Source organism: Glaciecola sp. XM2, from assembly GCF_018595715.1.
In the GTDB taxonomy this organism is placed as follows: Bacteria; Pseudomonadota; Gammaproteobacteria; order Enterobacterales; family Alteromonadaceae; genus Glaciecola.
Genome location: NZ_JAHEOJ010000020.1, coordinates 959,329 through 982,831, shown reverse-complemented (window position 1 = coordinate 982,831; position 23,503 = coordinate 959,329). Strand labels below are relative to the sequence as shown.

General features: G+C 45.2%; 15 protein-coding genes. 5 read left to right on the top strand and 10 right to left on the bottom strand.

The window, feature by feature from the left end; genetic code table 11:
* Positions 1-17 precede the first annotated feature (17 nt).
* On the top strand, positions 18-1,523 hold the full coding sequence (gene lnt, locus KJ365_RS08935) for an apolipoprotein N-acyltransferase (RefSeq protein WP_250884084.1): 1,506 nt from the start codon (positions 18-20) through the stop codon (positions 1,521-1,523).
* 81 nt (positions 1,524-1,604) lie between these two features.
* Complete coding sequence (locus KJ365_RS08930; protein ID WP_214451251.1) at positions 1,605-3,275, top strand: SulP family inorganic anion transporter; 1,671 nt, start codon at positions 1,605-1,607, stop codon at positions 3,273-3,275.
* Positions 3,276-3,469: 194 nt separating this feature from the next.
* Here the strand turns inward: KJ365_RS08930 and KJ365_RS08925 are convergent, their stop codons facing one another.
* The 5 genes from KJ365_RS08925 to dapB all read right to left on the bottom strand — a co-directional run bounded on the left by KJ365_RS08925 (position 3,470) and on the right by dapB (position 11,852).
* Positions 3,470-5,485 (bottom strand): S9 family peptidase, encoded by a 2,016-nt coding sequence (locus tag KJ365_RS08925; RefSeq protein WP_250884131.1) that lies wholly within the window; start codon positions 5,483-5,485, stop codon positions 3,470-3,472.
* A gap of 209 nt (positions 5,486-5,694) precedes the next feature.
* Positions 5,695-6,171: a transcription elongation factor GreA gene (gene greA / locus KJ365_RS08920; protein ID WP_214451249.1), complete on the bottom strand. Its 477-nt coding sequence runs from the start codon at positions 6,169-6,171 to the stop codon at positions 5,695-5,697.
* A 163-nt stretch (positions 6,172-6,334) separates the two neighbouring features.
* The gene (carB, locus tag KJ365_RS08915; RefSeq protein WP_214451248.1) at positions 6,335-9,562 is read right to left on the bottom strand and encodes a carbamoyl-phosphate synthase large subunit; all 3,228 of its coding nucleotides are present in this window, start codon (positions 9,560-9,562) and stop codon (positions 6,335-6,337) included.
* A gap of 11 nt (positions 9,563-9,573) precedes the next feature.
* On the bottom strand, positions 9,574-10,722 hold the full coding sequence (carA, locus tag KJ365_RS08910) for a glutamine-hydrolyzing carbamoyl-phosphate synthase small subunit (RefSeq protein WP_214451247.1): 1,149 nt from the start codon (positions 10,720-10,722) through the stop codon (positions 9,574-9,576).
* Between the two features lie 323 nt (positions 10,723-11,045).
* Positions 11,046-11,852 carry a 4-hydroxy-tetrahydrodipicolinate reductase gene (gene dapB / locus KJ365_RS08905; RefSeq protein ID WP_214451246.1) on the bottom strand — a complete coding sequence of 269 codons (807 nt, stop codon included), beginning with the start codon at positions 11,850-11,852 and terminating at the stop codon, positions 11,046-11,048.
* 145 nt (positions 11,853-11,997) lie between these two features.
* Between dapB and KJ365_RS08900 the strand changes: the two genes are divergently transcribed.
* A complete protein-coding gene (locus KJ365_RS08900) occupies positions 11,998-12,675 on the top strand; it encodes a cytochrome b/b6 domain-containing protein (protein ID WP_214451245.1) in 678 nt (225 codons plus the stop codon).
* Here KJ365_RS08900 and ahr read toward each other — a convergent pair.
* The gene (gene ahr, locus KJ365_RS08895; RefSeq protein ID WP_214451244.1) at positions 12,672-13,679 is read right to left on the bottom strand and encodes an NADPH-dependent aldehyde reductase Ahr; all 1,008 of its coding nucleotides are present in this window, start codon (positions 13,677-13,679) and stop codon (positions 12,672-12,674) included. The two genes, KJ365_RS08900 and ahr, sit on opposite strands and share 4 nt — an antisense overlap.
* A gap of 24 nt (positions 13,680-13,703) precedes the next feature.
* Positions 13,704-14,171 (bottom strand): c-type cytochrome, encoded by a 468-nt coding sequence (locus KJ365_RS08890; RefSeq protein WP_214451243.1) that lies wholly within the window; start codon positions 14,169-14,171, stop codon positions 13,704-13,706.
* Positions 14,172-14,388: 217 nt separating this feature from the next.
* On the opposite strand from KJ365_RS08890, the gene KJ365_RS08885 reads away from it, so the two are divergent.
* Positions 14,389-16,035: a diguanylate cyclase gene (locus tag KJ365_RS08885; RefSeq protein ID WP_214451242.1), complete on the top strand. Its 1,647-nt coding sequence runs from the start codon at positions 14,389-14,391 to the stop codon at positions 16,033-16,035.
* Between the two features lie 49 nt (positions 16,036-16,084).
* Here the strand turns inward: KJ365_RS08885 and dnaJ are convergent, their stop codons facing one another.
* The 3 genes from dnaJ to grpE all read right to left on the bottom strand — a co-directional run bounded on the left by dnaJ (position 16,085) and on the right by grpE (position 19,970).
* On the bottom strand, positions 16,085-17,206 hold the full coding sequence (gene dnaJ / locus KJ365_RS08880) for a molecular chaperone DnaJ (RefSeq protein ID WP_214451241.1): 1,122 nt from the start codon (positions 17,204-17,206) through the stop codon (positions 16,085-16,087).
* A 101-nt stretch (positions 17,207-17,307) separates the two neighbouring features.
* Positions 17,308-19,239, bottom strand: a complete 1,932-nt coding sequence (dnaK, locus tag KJ365_RS08875; protein ID WP_214451240.1) for a molecular chaperone DnaK — start codon at positions 19,237-19,239, stop codon at positions 17,308-17,310.
* A 104-nt stretch (positions 19,240-19,343) separates the two neighbouring features.
* Positions 19,344-19,970, bottom strand: a complete 627-nt coding sequence (gene grpE / locus KJ365_RS08870) for a nucleotide exchange factor GrpE (RefSeq protein WP_214451239.1) — start codon at positions 19,968-19,970, stop codon at positions 19,344-19,346.
* A 112-nt stretch (positions 19,971-20,082) separates the two neighbouring features.
* Here grpE and KJ365_RS08865 point away from each other — a divergent pair, with 112 nt between their 5' ends.
* Complete coding sequence (locus tag KJ365_RS08865; protein ID WP_214451238.1) at positions 20,083-23,451, top strand: hybrid sensor histidine kinase/response regulator; 3,369 nt, start codon at positions 20,083-20,085, stop codon at positions 23,449-23,451.
* Positions 23,452-23,503 lie beyond the last annotated feature (52 nt).

Below are 23,503 nucleotides of genomic sequence, written 5' to 3'. Positions count from 1 at the left end.
CGCTATACGCAGTTAACTTGGCGCTTGGCGCTAGCCTTACCTTCGCATACGCCCCTTTCGACGTTTGGTGGCTACCCTTTGTTGTATTGCCAACTTGGCTTGCACTGAGTGCTAAATTTGCTAAACATGCTTTTCATAGTGGATGGTGGTTTGGACTAGGCTTTTTTGGTGCGGGTATTTCGTGGGTCCACGTTAGTATAGCCACCTTCGGAGGCGTGCCACTGGTGGTGTCGATTCTGATGATGGTGCTGTTGTGTGGTTACCTTGCGCTTTACTGCGGTCTGTTCATTTTTATTCTCAAACGTTATTTTCATCTTGCCCTTTGGCCCTTAGCCGCCCCTGCTATTTGGCTCGCAACTGAGTTTTTGCGTGGTAGCGTACTCACCGGGTTTCCATGGCTATCGGTCGGCTACAGCCAAACCAACAGTTGGTTTCGTTATCTTTACCCCATTGTAGGTGAAATTGGCGTATCCGCGGTGATGATTTTACTCTCCAGTACGGTGGCAATTGCAATTGTCCTGCGCACTAGACAAGCCGTTATTACATCGTTTGTGGTTGTGCTGGTATGCGTCATTAGCACATGGTCGCTCAAAGGATGGCAGTGGTCCGTACCAACGGGTGAAAGCCGAAGCTTTGCCTTAGTGCAAGGCAATATTGAACAATCCATGCGCTGGCGTCCTGAGCAAGACCGCCCAACCATGGAAAAGTATCTGCGCTTAAGCGAATCCACTTGGGGAAGTGATGTCATTATTTGGCCCGAAGCCGCCATTCCTCGCCTTGAGCCATTAGCGCAACAGTACATAGCAGACATTGACCAGCGGGCAACCGAGTCAGGTAGCGCCCTGCTTACTGGGATTGTAAATTACAATTACGAAACTGACGCTGCATTCAATAGTATTATTAGCCTAGGCTTAGATACCCAAACCGAACAAACCTATGCCTATCGTTACATGCATCGAAACCGCTTTTCAAAACACCACTTACTGCCGATTGGTGAATTTGTCCCGTTTGAGAGTTTACTGCGGCCTTTAGCGCCTATTTTCGACCTGCCTATGTCATCGTTTACCCGTGGTGATTACGTCCAACCGAATTTGTTAGCGAAGGGCTTACATGGCGTCCCAGCCATCTGTTTTGAAATCGCATTTCCTCGGCAAATACGCGCAAACATCACAGACGAATCTGACTTTATATTAACCGTGAGCAACGACGCATGGTTTGGTGATTCGCATGGCCCTCATCAGCATCTACAAATCGCTCAAGTTCGCGCAATGGAGTTTGCTCTGCCGGTCATTCGCGCCACGAACAACGGTATCACCGCTGCATATGATCATAAAGGAAGACTTCTTGGCATCCTTCCACAATTTGAAGAAGGTGTGCTAAAACTCACATTAGCACTGGTAAATGGCTCAACACCTTATACACTAGCAGGTAACATACCCATTTATTTTGTGTCACTATTTGGGTTAGGGATCGCATTTTTAGTTAAGCGTACGCAGCGCACAGACGATGCGCTTCGCAACTAGGATTAGCTTGATTGGCTAACTCGTTCGTCAATGAGCAAATGCGATAGTAACCAATGAAAGATCTACAATAAGAATAAGAATTTGTCATTGCTTAACATTATAAATACCCAAAATTTAAAGGGTGATATTTTAGGTGGCGTTACCGCTGCTATTGTCTCATTGCCTTTGGCTTTGGCATTTGGTGTTGCCTCTGGTGCAGGTGCTGAAGCGGGCCTTTATGGCGCCATCATTATTGGTTTTTTTGCTGCCATGTTTGGCGGCACACCCACGCTAATATCTGAGCCCACCGGCCCCATGACGGTAATTATGGCAGCCGTCGTTACCACCATGATTGCAAAGTATCCGGAAAATGGCTTAGCCATGGCCTTTACCGTGGTCATGATTGCGGGTCTTACCCAAATCGTATTTGGTTTGCTGCGCTTAGGTAAATACATCACGCTAATGCCCTATTCTGTCATAAGCGGCTTTATGTCTGGGATTGGCTGTATATTGATTATCATGCAACTTGCACCTGCATTAGGCGCCGAAGCGGTCAGTGGCGGCGTTACCGCCGCTTTGTTTGCGTTACCTGCTACTGTCGCACAAATTAACTGGGTCGAAGCGACCATGGCCGTTCTGACCTTAGCCTTAATCTTTTTCACGCCAAAACGAATAAAACAATGGGTCCCGCCTCAGCTTATTGCTCTTTTAGTGATATCCATTGCCAGCGTCATGTTTTTTTCAGATGTAGATATCAATCGTATAGGTCAAATTGATGTCAAATTACCCGCCGTGGTCATGCCCACCTTTACCGCTGAGATGTTTCAAACCATGGTGCTTGATGGCATAGTGCTTGGCATGCTCGGCTGCATAGACTCCATGTTAACCTCGGTCATTGCCGATAACCTTACCCGCAGCGAGCACAAGTCTGACAAAGAGCTAATAGGTCAAGGCGTTGGCAATCTATTCTCAGGCTTGTTTGGCGGCTTACCTGGCGCTGGAGCGACCATGGGCACGGTGGTTAATATACAAACCGGTGCGCGTACGGCGCTATCGGGCCTAATAAGAGTAGGTGTCCTTGTTGTCGCTGTATTTGGTGCGTCAGGGCTGATCTCAGCGATTCCTATTGCTGTTTTAGCGGGTATCGCCATTAAAGTAGGTATCGATATTCTAGACTGGAGCTTTATCAAAAGAGCGCATAAAGTCTCAAAACAAACCAGCATGATCATGTATGCAGTTTTATTATTAACCGTATTTGTTGATTTAGTGGTCGCCGTGGGAATTGGCGTTTTTATTGCCAATATTATTACTATCGAAAAGCTCTCCCACTCACAAGCTAAGAACATTCGAGCAATCAGTGATGTCGATGGAAGGTTGCCACTGAATCGAGACCAGCAAAAGCTGTTAAACCAAGCAAATGGCTTAGTGCTGTATTTCTACCTGAGCGGCACGATGATTTTTGGCGTGTCAAAAGCCTTATCAAGAGAACTGAGCTCATTAGGTGAGCATGCGGTGGTCATCATCGATTTAAGTGATGTGTCATACTTAGATGATACTATCGCGTTAACCATAGAAAACCTGATAAAAGACGCTAAAAATCTCGATAAGCATATATTGATGCTAGTTCGTACAAAAGAGACAAAACAAAAGCTAATGCGCATGGGCTTTGAAAACTTGCTCGATGATGCTGACTTTGTGGCAGATAGAACGGAGGCACTTACTCTAGCGAATAGACGGATTAGCGCTGATCAAGCATACGCTATTGATATTTAAGCAGGCGAGCTCAAAACCCTCAGATTCGAGTAAGACAAGCTAAGTTGAAGGTGTTGGAGAGAAATACAAGTCGAGCATCGACTTTAACCTGCACATCCTTCCCCGTTAATAACAACTCGGTTGCCTTTCTATCTAATTGATAAAGTGAGCCCATATTTTATGGACTCACTTCCTAAAGACCGAGTTTCTAAGCATTATTCCTTGCTTGTTTCAGCCTCGCGATACTTATCAAACCAGCCAATGATATTTTCAATTTTTCCAACCAAACGTGAAGGGCGTGACGCTATACCATGGGATGCGCCTGGCACTTTCACCAATACCGTATCGACTTTCAGCAGTTTTAACGCCTGATAGTATTGTTCAGTTTCTGACATTGGCGTGCGCTTATCTTCAGTACCGGTAATTAACAAGGTAGGTGTCGTCACATTGCCTACTAGCGACAACGGCGAACGCTCCCAATAGTGCTCAACATGCTCCCACGGCATACCCGGGAATTGATGCGGAATTTGCGATAGGCCGCTATCGGCGGTAAGCACTTTAGAAAGCCAATTAATAACCGGCTTGGCTACAACCGCCGCCTTAAATCTATTGGTAAGACCAATCGCATAGGCGGTGGCAATACCACCTGCTGAACCGCCAGTAATGAAGAGTTGGTCTGGGTCGACAATGCCCTTGTCAATCAGCGCATCGACACCCGACATATGATCAGCAAAGTCATACTTAGATGAATACTTGTACTGTAAAAGCAAGGCAAAACGTTCGCCGTAACCTGTGCTGCCCCTGTGGTTGTTATAGAATACCACGTAACCTTCGGCCGCCATGCGCTGCAGCTCGGCTGAGAAATGTGGACCATAGGCAAGATGTGGCCCGCCGTGTATTTCTATGATCATGGGATAGGTTTTACTTGCATCATAGCCTGGCGGCAGCAAGTACCAACCATGAATTTCTTCACCGTCAATGGACGATTTATAAGTAAATTCGCGAATATCGGCAAGGGTTTTGTGTCCGAAAATATCTTCGTTTAATGCCGTCACCTGCATTTCTTTGCGGCCTTGTCTTACAAAAATATCTGCCGGACGGTCGTGTCTACCTTTGGTGAAGGCAAAGGTATCGTTGGCATAGCTAAAGTCGCCACTTGTGTACGGACGACCCAATGATACGCCACCTAAGCCACTAGTCACTTCACTATGTTTACCCGATAAGGAAACATAATCGATTTGCGTAACGCCTCGCACCATTTGTTGATAGTAAATACCAGAATTATTTTTCCAAACAAAGTTCGAAAGACTGTTGTCTACCGACTCAGACAAGTTTGTGTCATTTGAGCCGTCTATGTTCATCACATGCAAATAGCGATTGCGGTAGGCAAGCTTCTTATTATCGCGCTTAGAATAAGCAATCAATTTACCGTTCGGTGAGACCGTGGGTGAGGTTTCTGCACCCGGTGCATTAGTAATTTGCTGAATTTCGCCATCTAAAGACACTGAAAAAATATCAGACTCAGCGGGTTCGTATTCCCAGTTGTCGCTGCGATTTGCTGAGAAGAAAATGTGTTGGCTATCGCCACTCCATGATAACTGCCCGCGATGATGATAGTCACCAGAGCTCAGCTGACGGGGCGTTCCACCATCTGCTGGCACGACGAAAATATGTGTATAAGCTGGATCTAACACCCCTGTGCCATCTGCTTGATAGCGGGCCTTGGTAATGTATTGAAAGCTTTCTGCCCACTTTGCGCCTTCAGGCTTGCTTGGCATCGCGGCCTTAAACGGTTGCTCGTCTGCATCCACACTCATTGTAAAGGCAATACTCTTTCCATCGGGCGCCCAAGTCACAGACGAGGGTGTGGTGTTTACATTGGTCAGCAATGCCGTCTGCCCTGTGTCCATCCAGCGAACATATAGCTGCGTGCTCCCCTCTTTGTTTGATAGGTAAGCAATACGATCACCCGACGGTGACCAACGAGGAGAATTTGCGTTTTTAGACGATGAAATGAGCGGTCTATGATCCTCTCCCTTGATCGAAACAGCCCATATGCTAGAACGCGTGCTATCGGTCATAATGTCGTTGCTTCTGCGCACATATATGACGCTTTCGCCATCAGGAGAAACTTGAGGGTCGGTAGCGACCTCCATTTCAAAAATATCTTCCGGTTCAAACACTGCTATTTCGTCTGAAGAAAAGGTATGCGGCGTGAAAGACAGACACATAACAAAAGTCAGTGCCAACCCTATATTGCCGTGCCGGGGCTTGCGATTAAACATATTCATTGGATACCGTCGTTATTATTAGAATTGCGCTAAAGCATAAACAGTTAGGCAGGTAGATTCAAGAAAGGATAAAAGCAAAATGATGATGAGATGTAACCGTGTAGGGTCTTGAAACGAGCTGAGCGCAGGCCGCGCTCAGTTAAGGCTGTCTATTTATAAAGTACTTCAATAATTTCAAATTCAACCACCCCTGAAGGCGTTTGAATAGAGGCGATATCATCTAGCGACTTTCCAATGAGTCCTCGCGCAATCGGCGAGTTAATGGAAATCATTTTTTGTTTAATGTTAGCTTCGTCGTCACCTACGATTTTGTAGGTAATTTCTTCATCAGTCTCGGTATTTAGAATGGTCACGGTAACACCAAACACGACCTTGCCAGTGTTAGGTAATTTAGTGACATCAATAATTTGCGCATTTGATAGCTTGCCTTCAATATCTTGAATACGACCTTCGCAAAAGCTTTGCTGTTCACGCGCTGCATGATACTCAGCATTCTCTTTCAGGTCGCCATGCTCTCTGGCTTCAGCAATAGACTTGATAATACGCGGACGATCTTTGGTTTTCAGCTGCTCTAGTTCTTCGCGCAATTTTTTAGCGCCATCAGCGGTCATTGGATAGCTATTCATGTTTATTCTCTTGTTGTTTTTCTACTCGCAGGTAAAGCGATTGCTAAACCTGAATACTTAATACAAAACAAAAACGAATGCGGTTTAATGCATTCGTTTTTTATATTGCCACGTTGGCGTGTAATTGATACGAAGTATAGTGCAATCTCATGCACTATTCATCCTAGTTTTGCGCACATATCCTTTGATGCAGCTCTTGAACCGATGCCACGTTTGTTTTGGCATCTGTCGCACTAGCTTTCATTGTGGCAAAGGCCGCATTTAAAGTGGTGGTGTAAGCCACCTTATTTAATAGCGCTTCGCTACGGATATACACAGAGTCGATAATCGCTTGGCGCCCTTCCGTGGTATTCACAATGTAGGTGTATTCGCCATTTTTTATCGCATCGACAATGTTCGGTCGACCTTCACTAAGCTTGTTAACGACTGTGCAGGGTATACCCGCATCCTTCATTGACTTTGCGGTGCCGCTGGTTGCCTCGATCGTAAAGCCTCTGCTAATCATATCTTGAACTAACTCAAGCAGTCTTACTTTGTCGTTGTTACGAACAGAAATAAGGACTTTACCCGATTCTGGAAGTGGCGCAGATGCACCTAGATTAGCCTTAGCATATGCCTCTTCAAAACTATCACCTACTCCCATCACCTCACCGGTAGAGCGCATTTCTGGACCTAATAACGGATCAACACCCTGGAATTTTGCAAACGGTAACACTACTTCTTTAACCGAATAAAAAGGCGGAATAATTTCTTTCTCAATACCCTGCATCTTAAGCGTGGTGCCAGCCATTACGCGTGCCGCAATCTTCGCTAAAGGCATGCCCGTTGCTTTGGACACAAAAGGCACTGTGCGGGCAGCACGCGGGTTTACTTCAATCAAATAGACTTCATTGTCTTTGATAGCAAACTGCGTGTTCATCAAGCCGCGCACCTCAAGTTCTATCGCCATTTGCTTAACCTGCTCGCGCATGACGTCCTGAATTTCTTTTGATAATGAGTAAGGTGGTAAGCTACAAGCCGAATCGCCCGAGTGGACCCCTGCTTGCTCAATATGCTCCATAATGCCGCCAATTAAGACTTGCTCGCCATCACAAATGGCATCGATATCTACTTCAATGGCGTCGTCTAAGAATCTATCTAACAATACGGGACTGTCATTTGAAACTTTGACTGCCTCATTCAAATAGCGCTTTAGATCTTTTAGGTCATACACGATTTCCATCGCTCTACCGCCCAGTACATAGGAAGGACGGACTACGAGAGGAAAGCCGATGTCTTGAGCACATTCTAAGGCTTCTTGCATATTGCTAACGGTAGCATTTGCCGGTTGTTTTAACCCTAACTTATTCACCATCTGCTGAAAACGCTCTCTGTCTTCTGCGCGGTCAATCGCATCGGGGGATGTACCGATGATGTTGACACCATTTGCTTTGAGCTCTCTTGCAAGTTTGAGCGGCGTTTGACCACCGTACTGCACAATCACACCTTTAGGTTGCTCTATGCGCACAATTTCAAGCACATCTTCAAGGGTAACAGGTTCAAAATAAAGTCTATCAGACGTATCGTAATCCGTTGAAACCGTCTCAGGGTTACAGTTAACCATGATTGTTTCGTAACCATCTTCACGCATGGCGAGCGCTGCATGGACGCAGCAATAATCAAATTCGATGCCTTGTCCAATGCGGTTAGGACCGCCACCTAGTACCATGATTTTATCGCGAGTAGATGGGTTTGCTTCGCACTCTTCATCGTAAGTAGAATACATATACGCGGTAGAGGTAGAAAATTCAGCGGCGCAAGTATCCACGCGTTTGTAAACCGGCAACACGTCAAATTTATAACGCATATCTCTAACGTCTTTTTGTGCAACTTGTGTTAATTCAGCTAAACGTGCATCTGAAAAACCTTTACGCTTCAATGTGCGCATAAGCGTTGCATCTATGCCCGTCAAACCAGCGCGCTTTACCAGCTTTTCAAGCGTAACAAGCTCTTCTAACTGGACCAAATACCAAGGGTCAACGTTGGTTAAGGCAAAAATTTCATCTACTGTCATGCCCATTCTAAAGGCATCGCCAATGTACCAAATTCGCTCTGCACCAGGCTCACGTAGTTCATAAATGAGCTTGTTTTTTGCCTCTGGATCGTCGAGGTCTAAAATAGGATCTAATCCAGATACACCCACTTCAAGTCCGCGCAATGCTTTTTGCATCGATTCTTGGAAGTTACGGCCGATGGCCATGACTTCTCCAACCGACTTCATCTGCGTTGTAAGACGGTCGTTCGCCCCAGCAAACTTTTCAAAGTTAAAGCGTGGAATTTTAGTTACAACATAGTCAATAGAAGGCTCAAACGATGCAGGTGTTTTTCCACCGGTGATATCGTTATCTAATTCATCTAGCGTATAACCTACAGCCAGTTTCGCCGCAATTTTTGCGATGGGGAACCCAGTTGCCTTTGATGCTAATGCCGAAGAACGAGATACACGAGGATTCATCTCGATGATAACCAAGCGACCAGTTTTCGGGTCCACACCAAACTGTACGTTTGAGCCGCCGGTTTCTACGCCAATCTCTCGCAACACAGCCATCGCAGCGTTACGCATAATTTGGAACTCTTTATCGGTCAAGGTTTGCGCGGGGGCGACGGTGATTGAATCGCCGGTGTGCACACCCATCGGGTCGAAGTTTTCGATGGTACATACAATAATGCAGTTGTCTGCTTTGTCGCGCACCACTTCCATTTCATACTCTTTCCAGCCAATCAGCGACTCGTCAATTAAGAGTTCAGATGTGGGCGACAAATCGAGGCCGCGGGTACAAATTTCATTGAACTCATCTATATTGTAAGCGATACCGCCGCCACTGCCGCCCATTGTGAAAGAAGGACGAATGATGCATGGAAAGCCAATTCGACTTAACACGTCATGCGCTTGAGTCAAATCATGGGCAATCTCAGCTCTTGGGCATTCTAGGCCAATAGACTTCATTGCTTTATCAAAGCGCTCTCTGTCCTCTGCCTTATCGATGGCATCTGCCGTTGCACCAATTAGTTCGACGTTAAATTCTTCTAGCACGCCAAACTTATTTAAGTCTAGCGCACAGTTGAGCGCTGTTTGACCACCCATGGTGGGTAAAATCACATCTGGACGTTCTTTCGCGATGATGTTTCTAACCACTTCCCAGTGTATAGGTTCGATGTAGGTTGCGTCGGCCATTTCAGGATCGGTCATTATCGTTGCTGGGTTAGAGTTAACCAAAATGACTCGATAGCCCTCTTCTTTTAGGGCCTTACAGGCTTGAGCGCCAGAGTAATCAAATTCGCATGCTTGACCTATAACAATAGGACCTGCGCCAAGAATCAAAATACTTTTGATATCAGTACGTTTAGGCATAGTTGTGCTTCCTATTGCTTAGCTTGTTTAATTAAATCGATAAAGTGATCGAACAGGGTGTCTGCATCTTGCGGACCAGGACTTGCTTCAGGGTGGCCTTGAAAACTAAACGCAGGTCTGTCTGTTAATGCAATGCCTTGTAGCGACTGGTCAAACAGTGACACATGGGTCACTTCAATGTTACTCGGTAAGCTATCAGCATTTACCGCAAACCCGTGGTTTTGTGACGTAATCATCACGCGTTTACTGCGCATGTCCTGAACCGGATGATTGGCTCCGTGATGCCCAAACTTCATTTTCTCGGTCGTCGCGCCGCTCGCTAGCGCTAAAATTTGATGACCTAAGCAAATACCAAATACTGGGATCTTCTTGTCTAAAAATGTTTTGGTAGCTTCGATGGCATATTCGCACGGCTCAGGGTCACCGGGACCGTTGGATAAAAACACGCCGTCGGGGTTTAGGTCGAGCACCTCTTGTGCGCTTGTTTGCGCCGGGACGATAGTGAGTTTGCAGCCTCTTGCAACTAACATGCGTAGGATGTTCTTTTTCGCGCCAAAATCATAAGCAACTACGTGATAGGGCAAATCGGCTTTGTTATTGTCGTAGCCGTCTTCTAAGGACCAAACGCTGTCTGTCCACTGTGTGGATGCATCACAAGATACGACTTTGGCCAAGTCCATACCTTTGAGCCCTGCAAAGGCTTTTGCATGCGCTAGTGCCGTTTTCACTGCAGTATCTAGGTCATCACTTGATTCAACGGTCATAATACAACCGTTTTGCGCACCCTTTTCGCGAAGCACGCGGGTCAGGCGGCGCGTATCAATGTCAGCGATACCAATAATGTTATTGTCTTTTAGATAATCGCTTAACGAGGCGGTATTACGATAATTGCTGGCAATAAGAGGGAGATCTCGAATAACCAGCCCTTTTGCCCAAATCTTGTCAGATTCGACATCTTCTGGATTAGTACCGGTATTGCCAATATGGGGATATGTTAGGGTTACGATTTGTTCAGCGTAAGATGGGTCGGTAAGAATTTCTTGATAGCCTGTCATTGAAGTATTAAATACCACTTCACCAACACTGCTACCTGCTGCGCCAATGGCAGCTCCTTTGAAAACAGAACCGTCGGCCAATACAAGTAGGGCAGAAACAGCCAAGTCAACCTCCTAATAAATAGAGATAACTAACGAAAATGACAACAAAATGTTCATTTCCTGCAATTATGAGCTTTTTTACTAAAATACAGCTCATTGTGTCTCTGCCAAAAAATCCAAGTAGGACTGTCAAACAAGTCGCGATGCCTTATAAAACGGGCATTTTTATCGCCACACACAACCCTTTATCTATATCTGGCGTTGCTTTTTGGCAAATTCTGCGCATTATATACAAGAATAATAATGTCGTCTAATGGTTTTTAAATTAATCACTAAAGCATCTAAAATAAAGCTTTCACACGAATTAGCGCGCTTAAGGTCTAGAATTACTCATTTAATCCCAAAACATCTTGCATCGAATATAATCCTGCTGGCTTGTCTTTAAGCCAATGGGCGGCCGCTAAAGCGCCATTCGCAAAGGTAAGGCGGCTTGATGCTTTGTGCGTAATTTCAATGCGTTCACCTATGCTTGCAAACAACGCTGTATGCTCGCCAACGATATCACCTGCGCGCACCGTTGCAAAACCAATGGTTTCTCTATCACGTTCACCGCTAAACCCTTCTCTACCATATACAGCGCATGTTTTCAGATCTCTATTTAAGGTGCTAGCGATAGCTTCACCTATGGCGATTGCCGTTCCAGAGGGAGCATCTTGTTTGAATCTATGATGCGCCTCCAAAATCTCAATATCAGATTGCTCGCCCATAACGACAGCCGTTTGTTGTACGAGTTTTAGCATTAAATTGACGCCGACGCTGTAATTCGCGGCAAAGACAATAGGTAGATGCTTTGCGGCCTCGTCAATTTCTTTAAGCTGAGCAGGAAGCAAGCCCGTTGTGCCGATAACAATGGGCGTTTTTGTATGTCTGGCCAAGGCGAGATTATCACTGAGCGCCGATGGAAGCGTAAAGTCAATCATGACATCTGCATTGTCTGCAAGGTGAGGCTGACATTCACTAATATTAACGTACTGTTTGGCGATACCCGCTAACTCCCCTGCATCCATACCTATAAACGGTGAACCTGCACGCACGCTAGCAAAGCCAAGAGCGATTTGCGCATGTTGATACGCCGCGTCAATCAGCACTCGGCCCATGCGCCCATTTGCGCCTAATATCCCAACTTTGGTCATCTTTCATCTCACGAATATACTTTACCTGCAACTGTATCAAAATTTTTCTCTGTATCGCACCCTATTCTTGTTTATATGATAAATTCTTACATACTATAATCTCGATGCGCTACAACAGCCAAACCAAGCCTTACGGAGAACGTGCATGAACCAAGTAAAAGTGTGGGACGTCCCTACTCGACTATTTCATTGGGCACTCGTCGGTGTTTTTGTCTTTCAATATGTCACCGCAGAATGGTTAGATGATGCGATGCAACTGCATTTTTATGGTGGTTACGTCGCACTTGGTATTTTGTTGTTTAGAGTGATTTGGGGATTTGTGGGTAGCTACCACGCACGTTTTGCAAACTTTGTGCATTCTCCAGCGACTGCGTTTGCTTATGCAAACGGCAGCTCACAGCAATATCTGGGTCATAACCCCCTTGGAGGCTACTCGGTGTTGGCCATTCTAGCCGTCATGCTCACTCAAACCATAAGCGGCTTGTTTATGACCGACGATATCTTTTTAGACGGCCCATACCATGGCGCATTGGGCGATGTAACCGACGATATAATGAACTTTCTTCACCACAATGCCATTAGCGTCATGTACGCATTGATCGCTTTACATTTATTTGCAATTGCTTGGTATAGCATTCGTAAAAAGCAAAAACTCATTGGCGCAATGGTGCATGGCAACAAAGAACAAACAGATGCAAAAATTACAGACGTGCAAACGCATTGGTTACGTTTTATCGTGGTGGTAGTAGCAGTCTCTGTGGCGGTATACCTACTGGTAGAGGTGCTGCCACCAGAGACTGTAAGTGATTTTTATGGCTTTTAAAAGTCTGCTTGTAGCACTACTCGATAGCGAGCGTCGCCTTTCTCCAGATGCTCAACTGCCTCGTTGATTTGACTCATATCGAACATTTCAACCATTGGTTTGATGTTATGAATCGCAGCAAAATCCAACATTTTTGCAATAGTAGCTGGGCTTCCCACAGGGGAGCCTGACACTTGTTTTTGCCCGCTGATAAGCGAGAACACACCAATGTTTAGCGGCTCTAGCGTTGCGCCCACAAAATGCAAACGTCCCTTAGGCTTTAAGGTCGATAGATACAAGTTCCAATCTAGCGTCACATTTACCGTTGTAATAATAAAATCAAAGGTATTAGCCGCTGATTCAATTTCATTCTCTTCTCGAGAATTAATCACGTGATGTGCACCTAGTTGCTTCGCCTCATCGGCTTTGCTCTCGCTTGAAGTAAAGGCGGTTACCTCACAGCCCCAAGCATTAAGAAACTGCAAACCTAAATGACCAAGACCACCAATACCAATCACCGCAACTTTATCGGTGGGCTTAATGCCATATTGCATGAGTGGATTAAAGACCGTGATACCGCCGCAAAACATCGGGCCAGCAGACTTCATATCGATCCCTTTAGGCAATTCGACTACCGACTTCTCATTGGCTTGTACGTACTCTGCAAATCCACCATGGCGTCCGGCTATGGTAGGTTGTGCAGATGCACAAAGATTGTGATCACCATCATCACAGCTGTAACACTGCTGGCAATAACCGCTGTGCCACCCAAGTCCTACAATACTGCCCATCCTATCAGGCGATACATCACTGCCTACTTCTACAATTTCACCCACGACCTCATGTCCAGCAACTAAAGGGTATTGCGAGAAGCCCCATTCGTTGTTAATCATTGAAAGGTCTGAGTGACATATACCACAAAAGGCAACTTTGATTTTTACGTCTTTTGGGCCTAACGCCGGCAGCTCAACATCCATTAACTCAAGTTTTGCACCGGCAGACGGTGCGCCATAGGCTTTACTCATTTCACACTCTCCTTGGAGATGAATTTAATCTTTTTTGTAATCGTCATGACATGCTTTACAAGTGCCACCTAGTGCGCCAATTGCTTTACGATAATCATCGCTTGCGCCTGCTGTAGCTACTTCACGTACATTTATAGCTGCGGTTACCATATCATTGGCTTTTTGATTAAAATCCGCTTGGTTTTCCCACACTTTGTCCAACGCGCCGGTTTCCACATCAAATGCGCGGGTGTCTGGCGTGAAATAATCTTCCATCATTAACCCTAACTGCTCGATTCTCTGACTATTTTTAATCATCACCTCTGCGTCGAATGGAATTTCCCCTTTTGCCATAGCGCCCATCGGCCCCATGTTGCTGCGTACAAGTTGTAAAACCGCTTGTCTAAACTGCACTGCAGTGTTCGCCTGCTTTTCTGAGCTTACGGGATTAGCAAGTGCCACAGAGCTTATGCAAAGAGTGAAAAGAGTGGCTAATGAAACAATGATCTTCATAAAATTTCCTTAAAATAAAGCATGTTATAAATATAGCGTTCGCACCAACCTAACGCGAGGATGCAACGCCGTCACCTAATAGTAGGATATTTTTGTGATATTTAAAGTCGTTTTGCGTTTTTGACGCGACAATCCCATCAATTGATAAACTTTTAATCATTTTACAAAAGTGTTGTATGCTATGTGCGTCGTATTCAATAGAGAGCTGCTCGTTCTTATGCTCCTAAAGCAAAAGTTTAACTTATTAATTTTGGTCACCGCAATAGTCTCCGCGGGATTAGCTTATGTCAGCAGCGTATGGATACTACAAACGCAGGTGATAGGTAGCCTCGATGCACAAAAAGAAGCTATTACTAGTTCGATTCAGCGAGATGTTGAAGTGTTTGACAGCATTTTACTGTTAATAGAAGAACAGTGGGACGCTGAGTTAGCCAATGCGCTGCCGCAAGCTGCACTGCTCCTAGAATCATCAGACATTACCAACACCGAAGCTTTCACCCAACAGCTATTGGATATTCGCGAGCAATTTAATTTATCAGATCTTCATATCATCGATCGTGACCTTATTGTTGTGCAAAGCACCTTCGCCGATGAAGTAGGGTTAGATATAGGCGGCTATAGCGATGAATATACGATGTTAGTGCGCAGGGTATTAGAACAAAGCACATATGTAACGCATCGTGTATCTCTATCGACCATGACCGGCAGCCTAAAAAAGTACGCTTATTATCACCGTCCAGGCACTGACTTTATCGTAAACGGGGATATTGATGTAAAAGACCGTCTTTCAATTGGTATCAACAATAAAATTGGCGAATTCCTGTTCGGTGACTACAAAGATAAACTGGTGGGTAAATATGAATTGATTGACGATATCGACCTCTTCCTAGTCAGCCGCGGCGATCATTGGTCTTTTTTCAATGAGGGCAAACAAATAGAGAGTGCGCTTGCAAAAAAACTCTATCAAACTGGAGACCCTTACACCGAGCAATATACACATATTGCTCAAGTGCAAATGCAAAATTATGATGAGCTAGGCTTCAAGGTATTCTTAAAAATTGATTACAATCTTGATCTGGTACAAGAAGCGAAATACCAACTGAAACTTACCGCGCTCAGCATAGCGCTTCTGGTTATTGTAAGTACTTTTATTTTGTTTCATTTCGGCGCTAAAAGAGCCGTAGTCACCCGCTTTGATGCACTTTTAAAACAAATCAAAGAGAAGGAGAAAACCGGCGAAAAAGAAATTCACTTACCCGGCAATGATGAACTAGTAGAGCTGAGTAATGCGATTAACGCCATGATGACTAAGATTGAAAGTGAACAAACTAAGAACAAACACCTTAGCAATATGTTCAACACCGACGGTTTAACTAACATTGCAAACCGCCGCTGTTTTGACGAACGTTTTGAAATTGAGTGGGCACGTGCCGTTAGAGAGTCTAGTGACCTATCCCTGCTAATGATAGATGTCGACTTTTTCAAAGAGTACAATGACTTGTACGGTCATATTGCCGGTGACAATACCTTGATTGCTATTGCCAACACTCTTGTTGACACCTTAGCTCGACCTAGCGATTTTACCGCCCGTTATGGTGGTGAAGAATTTATTTGCTTGCTACCTAACACCGACAGGCAAGGTGCACTCACTATTGCCGAGCATATACGAGAAGCGGTAATAGCGAGCAATATTACCCATGAAAAATCTGACGTGAGTAATGTGGTGACCGTCAGTATTGGGTGCTTTACAGTCAATGGAAGCTCTAAAATGGCTAGCACAGATGTGTTAAAGCAGACAGATGACCTGTTGTATCAATCAAAACGTGAGGGTAGAAATCGAACGACAGCGAACGCTGCGCCATAAAAAATGCCCACTGACGCTTGATTAAGCGACAGTGGACGCTGTACTTATCTTAATTTTTTAAATCATCAAAGAACTGTTTAACACCATCAAAGAAACCTTTCTCTTTGGGTCGATGCTTTGCGCCTTGACCGTTGATGGATACTTCAAACTCTTCGAGCAGTGCTTTTTGCTTTGACGATAAGTTGACCGGAGTCTCAATGACCACCTTGCACATCAAATCGCCCATTGCGCCACTGCGCACAGATTTAACGCCCTTGCCTCTTAACCTGAACATCTTACCGGTCTGCGTTTCGGGGGTGATTTTAAGCTTCACTTTACCATCTAAGGTAGGCACTTCAATTTCGCCACCTAAGGCTGCAGTCGTAAATCCTAAAGGCACTTCACAATAGAGGTTGTTGCCATCACGTGTGAAAATTTTATGCTCACGCACGTTTACCTGAACATACAAATCTCCCGCTGGAGCGCCCTGCTCGCCTGCTTCACCCTCGCCGCTTAGGCGAATTCGGTCACCGGTATCTACGCCTGCAGGTACCTTAACAGAGAGTGTTTTGGTTTTCTCGACCCTGCCTTGACCACGACATGGGCTACATGGATCTGAGATAACTTTGCCTTTACCCGAGCAGGTTGGGCACGTTTGTTGAACGGCAAAAAAGCCCTGACGCATTTGAACCTGACCATTACCCTTACAGGTTGGACAGGTCGTTGGCGAGGTACCTTTTTTCGCACCAGAACCATGACAGGTATCGCACTCAACGAGTGTAGGCACACGAATTTCAACATCCTTGCCGCGAACCGCTTCTTCTAAGCTCATCTCAAGGTTATAACGTAAGTCTGCGCCTTGACGTGCACGAGACTGACGGCCTCTTCCACCGCCAAATATGTCGCCGAATACATCTCCGAATATGTCACCGAAGTCTGCAGCCCCTGCGCCACCGCCACGATTAGGATCAACGCCCGCATGACCGTACTGATCATAGGCAGCGCGTTTGCGATCATCAGAGAGAATTTCGTACGCTTCTTGAACTTCTCTGAACTTTTCCTCCAAAGACTTATCACCTTGTGCGCGGTCAGGATGATACTTCATTGCGAGCTTTTTATACGCCTTCTTAATCTCGCGATCGTCCGCACCTTTTGCAACACCTAATACTTCGTAATAGTCTCTTTTAGACATAAACTACCGTTCCTGCTTTTTATTAATTCTTCTAGTTTGCTTACACAACAGGCGCAACTCGTTATGAGTATGCGCCTGATAGTAAAACGATGATAACTTACTTATTTTTTATCGTCGTCTTTCACTTCTTCAAACTCTGCGTCAACCACATCATCACCTGCTGATGATTGAGCATTATCGCCCTGCGGCGCTTCGCCTTGCGCGCCAGCTGCTGCCGCTTTTGCTTGTGCAATTTCCATAAGCTTAGCTGAAGCTTCAATTAGCGCTTGGCTCTTCTGCTCTATGGCTTCGACATCATCCGCTTTACGCGCCTCTTCTAAGTCGTTGACCGCCGCTTCGATACTCTCTTTATCTTCGGCCGCTAATGCATCGCCAGCTTCTTCAATTTGCGTACGCGTCGCATGTACAAGGCCATCTGCTTGGTTACGTGCAGCGACTAATTTCTCAAACTTAGCGTCGGCGTCTTTATTTGCCTCTGCATCTTGAACCATTTGATTAATTTCGTCTTCACTCAAACCAGAAGAGGCTTTAATCGTAATCTTCTGCTCTTTACCCGTATCTTTATCTTTTGCAGATACATGTAAGATACCGTCTGCATCGATGTCGAAGGTCACTTCGATTTGAGGTGTACCGCGTGGTGCAGGACGAATGCCTTCTAAGTTAAACTGGCCAAGTGACTTGTTACCAGTCGCTTGCTTACGCTCACCCTGTAATACGTGCACAGTTACCGCAGACTGGTTATCGTCAGCTGTTGAGAACGTTTGTGACTTTTTGGTCGGTACAGTCGTGTTCTTCTCAATAAGCGGCGTCATCACCCCACCCATTGTTTCAATACCAAGTGACAAAGGCGTCACGTCTAGTAGCAATACGTCTTTTACTTCACCTGAAAGTACACCACCTTGAATCGCCGCGCCTACAGCAACAGCTTCATCTGGGTTAACGTCTTTACGCGGCGCTTTGCCGAAGAAGTCTGTTACGTACTTTTGCACTAATGGCATGCGGGTTTGACCACCTACCAAAATAATGTCGTGTACATCACCTACCGATAAATCAGCGTCTGCAAGTGCTTGTTTAAGCGGCTCTAACGACTTTTTCACCAAGTCTTCAACCAAAGACTCTAGTTTCGCGCGAGTCACTTTGATCACCAAGTGCTTAGGACCAGTAGCGTCAGCTGTGATGTACGGTAAGTTCACTTCAGTTTGCTGTGCAGAAGACAACTCGATTTTCGCTTTTTCGCCAGCTTCTTTTAGACGCTGCATAGCGAGCGGGTCTTTACGTAAGTCAAAGCCCTGCTCTTTTTTGAACTCTTCCACAAGATAGTTAATCATGCGGTTATCAAAGTCCTCACCACCTAAGTGAGTGTCACCATTTGTGGCAAGTACTTCAAAGGTATGCTCACCATCTACGTTATCAATTTCGATAATTGAGATATCAAATGTACCCCCACCTAAATCGTAAACTGCAACAACGTTGTCGCCTTTTTGCTTATCCATTCCGTAAGCAAGCGCAGCGGCTGTTGGCTCATTGATAATACGTTTAACTTCAAGCCCTGCGATACGACCGGCGTCTTTCGTTGCTTGACGCTGTGCATCGTTAAAGTATGCAGGTACTGTAATAACCGCAGCGGTTACCGCTTCGCCAAGATAGTCTTCAGCGGTTTTCTTCATTTTCTTCAACACTTCTGCTGAAATTTGCGGCGGCGCCATTTTCTCACCGTTCGCTTCAACCCATGCATCACCGTTGTCTGCTTTTACGATAGAAAAAGGCATGATGTCGATATCACGTTGTACTTCTTCATCTTCAAAACGACGACCGATTAAGCGCTTGATGGCGAATAAGGTGTTTTGAGGGTTAGTGACTGCTTGACGCTTTGCAGGTTGACCTACCAGCGTTTCGCCGTCTTGTGAATATGCAATGATGGAGGGCGTTGTACGGTCCCCTTCTGCATTTTCGATTACTTTTGCTTTATCGCCGTCTAATACGGCAACACATGAATTTGTTGTACCTAAATCGATACCGATGATTCTACCCATGTATATATCTCCAAAATCTTGTTCTTGCTAAACTGCTTAGTTGTTTTAAAGGTGGGGTTAATACCCTTAATTTCAATAGGTTTATTTAAGTTTTATAAAAAAATTTATGCTTGTGTATCAACACCCGCAGATGGCGCACGAGATACCATGACCATTGCTGGGCGTAATAAGCGTCCGTTCAGTACATAGCCTTTTTGCATAACAGCCAAAACGGTGTTTGGTGCAACGTCCACCGACTCTTGCATAGACATCGCTTGATGATGATCAGGATTAAAAGTCTCTCCTTGCGGATCGATTACTTCCATACCAAACTTTTCCACAATGGTGATAAATGACTTGTGAGTCAGGTCAACGCCATCTAAAAGCGGTTTGACCGCAGCATCTTCTGCATCAGCTGATTGCATAGCACGCTCTAAGTTGTCGATCACAGGAAGCAATTCACCGGCGAACTTCTCTAAGGCGTATTTACGCGCCTTATCAATTTCTTGCTCCGCACGGCGACGTGCATTTTCCATATCTGCACGAGCACGCAATACGCTGTCTTTTTGCTCTTGAATCGTCGCTGTCGCTTTTGCAAGTTGTTGCTCTAAATCGATAATCTGGGCCTCTTCGAGGCTAACGCCGTCTAGTGACGCTGCTTCTGATTCAAGCTCCACATTCTCTTGCTCTTGCTCTAAAGCGGGCTCTGCTTGCTCAGTTTGCTGCTCTTTTGGGTCGTGTTCTTGACTCATGTTTGTCTCCGCAATTACTTTGGCTGGTCATTTTTTTGCAATGCTGGCTATAATGGGGATGGTTTAAGGTGCTTCAAGGCACTTTTTTCACTTTTTTAGCCATGGATGTGAGATGTTTTCAATTTGGACCCTAGCGCTGGTCACAAGCCTATACGTACTCGCCCTGTTTGCGGTGGCCGTATTTGGCAATAAAATAGGCCGTCCGTCGCGCTCTGTTTACGCACTAGCATTAGGTGTGCACTGCACTTCATGGGCATTTTTCGGCACTACTACGCAAGCTTTGAATTTTGGTTGGGCGCTCATGCCTACATACTTAGGCGTTATTTTGGTGATGCTGTTCGCCTATTCCGCCTTACTAAAAATCGCGAACATTTGTCGCCAATATAAAATTAGTTCACTTGCGGAATTTATTGGCATTCGATATCAACACTCAAATGTACTGGCGGGAATTGTTGTTGCGCTATGTTTTGTTGGGGTGATTCCCTATATTGCATTGCAGCTTGACGCAATAAGCTCAGCCATTGCCCTAATGACTGCAGAAAATTCTACTTGGACGGGCTCTATTAGCTTTTACGTCACGGCTTTTATGGCGCTATTTGCGATTTGGTTTGGAACCAATACGCTAGAACTCACTAAAAAACGTGACGGCTTGATGTTTACTATCGCGTTTGAATCTGTCTTAAAACTTGCTGGCTTACTTATTGTTGGATTGTACTGCGTATATGTCGTCTCAGACGGTTGGATTGACCTATTCGACAAATCTTTGAGCACACAAAGCACCCGCAATATTCTTACCAAGCCGCCCGCAATTTGGGTTTATGCTAGCCATATTTTACTTGGCGTATGCTCGATGTTTTGTCTGCCACGGCAATTTCATATTAATTTTGTTGAGAACAACAGCGATAAAGAACTGGCATTGGCGAGATGGGTTTTTCCAATGTATCTATTGCTAATGTCGCTCTTTATCTTGCCTATCGCCCTTACCGGTCAGTTAATCTTTGACGGCAGTGAAATCAATTCAGATAACTTTGTACTGTCCATACCCATTGCTCAAAACAATTATGCCATTACTCTCATTGCCTTTATTGGTGGTCTTGCAGCATCAACAAGCATGGTTATTGTAGCAACGTTAGCGCTAGGTAATATGGTGGCAAACAACTTATTGACACCCATTTGGCTAACCTCTCGTAATATCCGTAAAGGACAACCAAAACTATCGGCCCACCAAATTCTGCGGATTCGACAAGGCACCATCGTTGTCTTGCTATTTATTGCGTATTGGTATCATCAAAACATCAGTCAATCAGCGCCATTGGTCAAATCAGGAACCATTGCCATCGCCTTAATGGCGCAGACATTACCCGCTATTATGCTCGGCATTTATTGGTCTGGCGTACAAAAGCTCCCAATACTCATTGGTATGCTCTGTGGCACTGCAATTGTGACAACACTCATGCTCTACCCGGCCATTTTATCCAGCTATTATTTTGCGCCAGCGCCAAGCGATCAGGACTTTGCCTTTGCTATATTTTTATCGCTTGGTTTTAACACAATGGTGGCCTTAGCCGGCTCGCTACTGAAGCCATCAAATGCCGACAACCCCTTTACCAGCAAGCGTATTATGCGGCCTAATCTAAGTGTGCCGATAGATAAACTCAGTGCGCTAATGCAAAGAATTCTTCCTCAACAAACAGCATCTGATTTTTTAATGTTGCTTAGCGGTCCTAACGCGTCTTTTGCCAATGGTGACCCAAATACCCCGACACCAACACCTTTGTTAATACAAGCAGAACGCACATTGGCATCTCACGTGGGCAATGCCAGTTCGCGAATATTGCTAAACGCCATATCAGATAACCAGTCTCGAGATACCCAAGAATTAACTGAATTAGTCGAAATGGCCACCCAGTCGTTTCAGTTCAATCACGAGGTGTTGCAATCCTCTATCGCTCACTTACCGCAAGGCATCAGCGTGGTCGATTCGCAGTTAAACCTGGTGGCTTGGAATCGTCAATATGAAGCGCTATTTGACTATCCATCATCCTTTTTGCGTCAGGGCCTCTCTGTTGCTGAAATCCTCAATTTTAACGCCCACCGAGGCTTAATTGCTTCAAGCGATATTGTCAGTGCAAAACGCGCAGTTGAAAAACGCTTATCGCTGATGCGTAAAAGCGAGGCATACAAATATATTCGACAGCACAGCAAAGATAAGGTGATCGAAATATCGGGAAACCCACTTCCAGGGGGCGGCTACATCACATCGTTTACCGACATTACTGAATACATCAAAATTCAACAGCAGTTAGAAGCCTCAAAAGCCGACCTTGAATTACGCGTACAAACCCGCACGCAGGAATTAGAGCAAGCGAAGATTGAAGCCGAACAGGCTAATATATCCAAGACGAAATTTCTTGCCGCAACTGGGCATGATCTGATGCAGCCCTTCAACGCCGCAACACTCTTTGCATCCATGTTGCACGAAAAGCTCAGTAAATCAGAGCTTCATGAAGTATCGAGTCACCTTGTTCAATCACTTGAAAATGCCGACCAATTGCTGAGTATGTTGATTGAAATCACCAAGTTAGAAACAGGGAAAATCACCCCTAGCCCATCACTTTTTGCGCTAGATGAGATGTTGCAAAGCCTTGCCAATGATTTTGCCATCATAGGTGAACAAAAGGGCATTCGCCTGCGCTATGTAAGCACGTCGGTTTGGGTAAAAACCGACAAACGCTTGTTGAGCAGGGCTATTCAAAACTTACTCGCCAATGCTATTCGCTATACACAGCAAGGTACCGTCTTGCTTGGGGTAAGAAGACGCGAGGGAGCGCAACTTGAAGTGATGGTAGTGGATACTGGACCAGGTATTGCGAAGGATAATCAAGCTAAAATTTTCAATGAATTTCAGCGGTTAGAGCACCCAAAAGAAATTCAAGGGCTAGGCTTAGGCCTCACTATTGTTGAGCGCACCGCACAGTTGTTAGGAATTCAAGTTACTTTAAGCTCTGCTATTTCAAAGGGCACCAGTTTTGGTTTATTGCTCGATAAAGCCACTCCCCCACTAGCGCAAAAAACAATACACAAGAGTGCTGAAGTAAAAGGCGGTAAGCGAGCATTTTTATTAAACAAACATGTTTTGGTGCTAGAAAACGAACAGCAAATTGCTACAGCTCTAAGCACGTTATTGGCAGATTGGGGCGCAACCATTAGCTTTGCAGATGATAAAGCGACTGCACTAGCAGTGACAGTGAAGCCCGATTTGATCATTGCTGATTACCACTTAAACAACAATGATACCGGCACCGATGTGTGCGCCGCACTGATAAAAGCATGGCAATATCAACCACCGATGATACTCAGTAGCGCCGATCGCAGTGAATACATTCAAGAGCAAGCTATCTCACTCAACATGCGATACCTTCCCAAACCGATAAAGAGTGCAGCGTTAAAAAGACTAATACAAACACGCTTGAACGTGTAGAATCTGGCGCATAACACAAAAAATAAACCGAAGATTGAATTATTCTGTTGTA

What these genes read in the sequence shown, in the direction of transcription:
- carB (WP_214451248.1), bottom strand. Translation starts at nt 9,562, where the DNA reads ATGCCTAAACGTACTGATATCAAAAGTATTTTGATTCTTGGCGCAGGT.
- greA (WP_214451249.1), bottom strand. Translation starts at nt 6,171, where the DNA reads ATGAATAGCTATCCAATGACCGCTGATGGCGCTAAAAAATTGCGCGAA.
- KJ365_RS08865 (WP_214451238.1), top strand. Translation starts at nt 20,083, where the DNA reads ATGTTTTCAATTTGGACCCTAGCGCTGGTCACAAGCCTATACGTACTC.
- grpE (WP_214451239.1), bottom strand. Translation starts at nt 19,970, where the DNA reads ATGAGTCAAGAACACGACCCAAAAGAGCAGCAAACTGAGCAAGCAGAG.
- KJ365_RS08900 (WP_214451245.1), top strand. Translation starts at nt 11,998, where the DNA reads ATGAACCAAGTAAAAGTGTGGGACGTCCCTACTCGACTATTTCATTGG.
- KJ365_RS08890 (WP_214451243.1), bottom strand. Translation starts at nt 14,171, where the DNA reads ATGAAGATCATTGTTTCATTAGCCACTCTTTTCACTCTTTGCATAAGC.
- KJ365_RS08885 (WP_214451242.1), top strand. Translation starts at nt 14,389, where the DNA reads ATGCTCCTAAAGCAAAAGTTTAACTTATTAATTTTGGTCACCGCAATA.
- dnaJ (WP_214451241.1), bottom strand. Translation starts at nt 17,206, where the DNA reads ATGTCTAAAAGAGACTATTACGAAGTATTAGGTGTTGCAAAAGGTGCG.
- dnaK (WP_214451240.1), bottom strand. Translation starts at nt 19,239, where the DNA reads ATGGGTAGAATCATCGGTATCGATTTAGGTACAACAAATTCATGTGTT.
- dapB (WP_214451246.1), bottom strand. Translation starts at nt 11,852, where the DNA reads ATGACCAAAGTTGGGATATTAGGCGCAAATGGGCGCATGGGCCGAGTG.
- KJ365_RS08925 (WP_250884131.1), bottom strand. Translation starts at nt 5,485, where the DNA reads ATGTGTCTGTCTTTCACGCCGCATACCTTTTCTTCAGACGAAATAGCA.
- ahr (WP_214451244.1), bottom strand. Translation starts at nt 13,679, where the DNA reads ATGAGTAAAGCCTATGGCGCACCGTCTGCCGGTGCAAAACTTGAGTTA.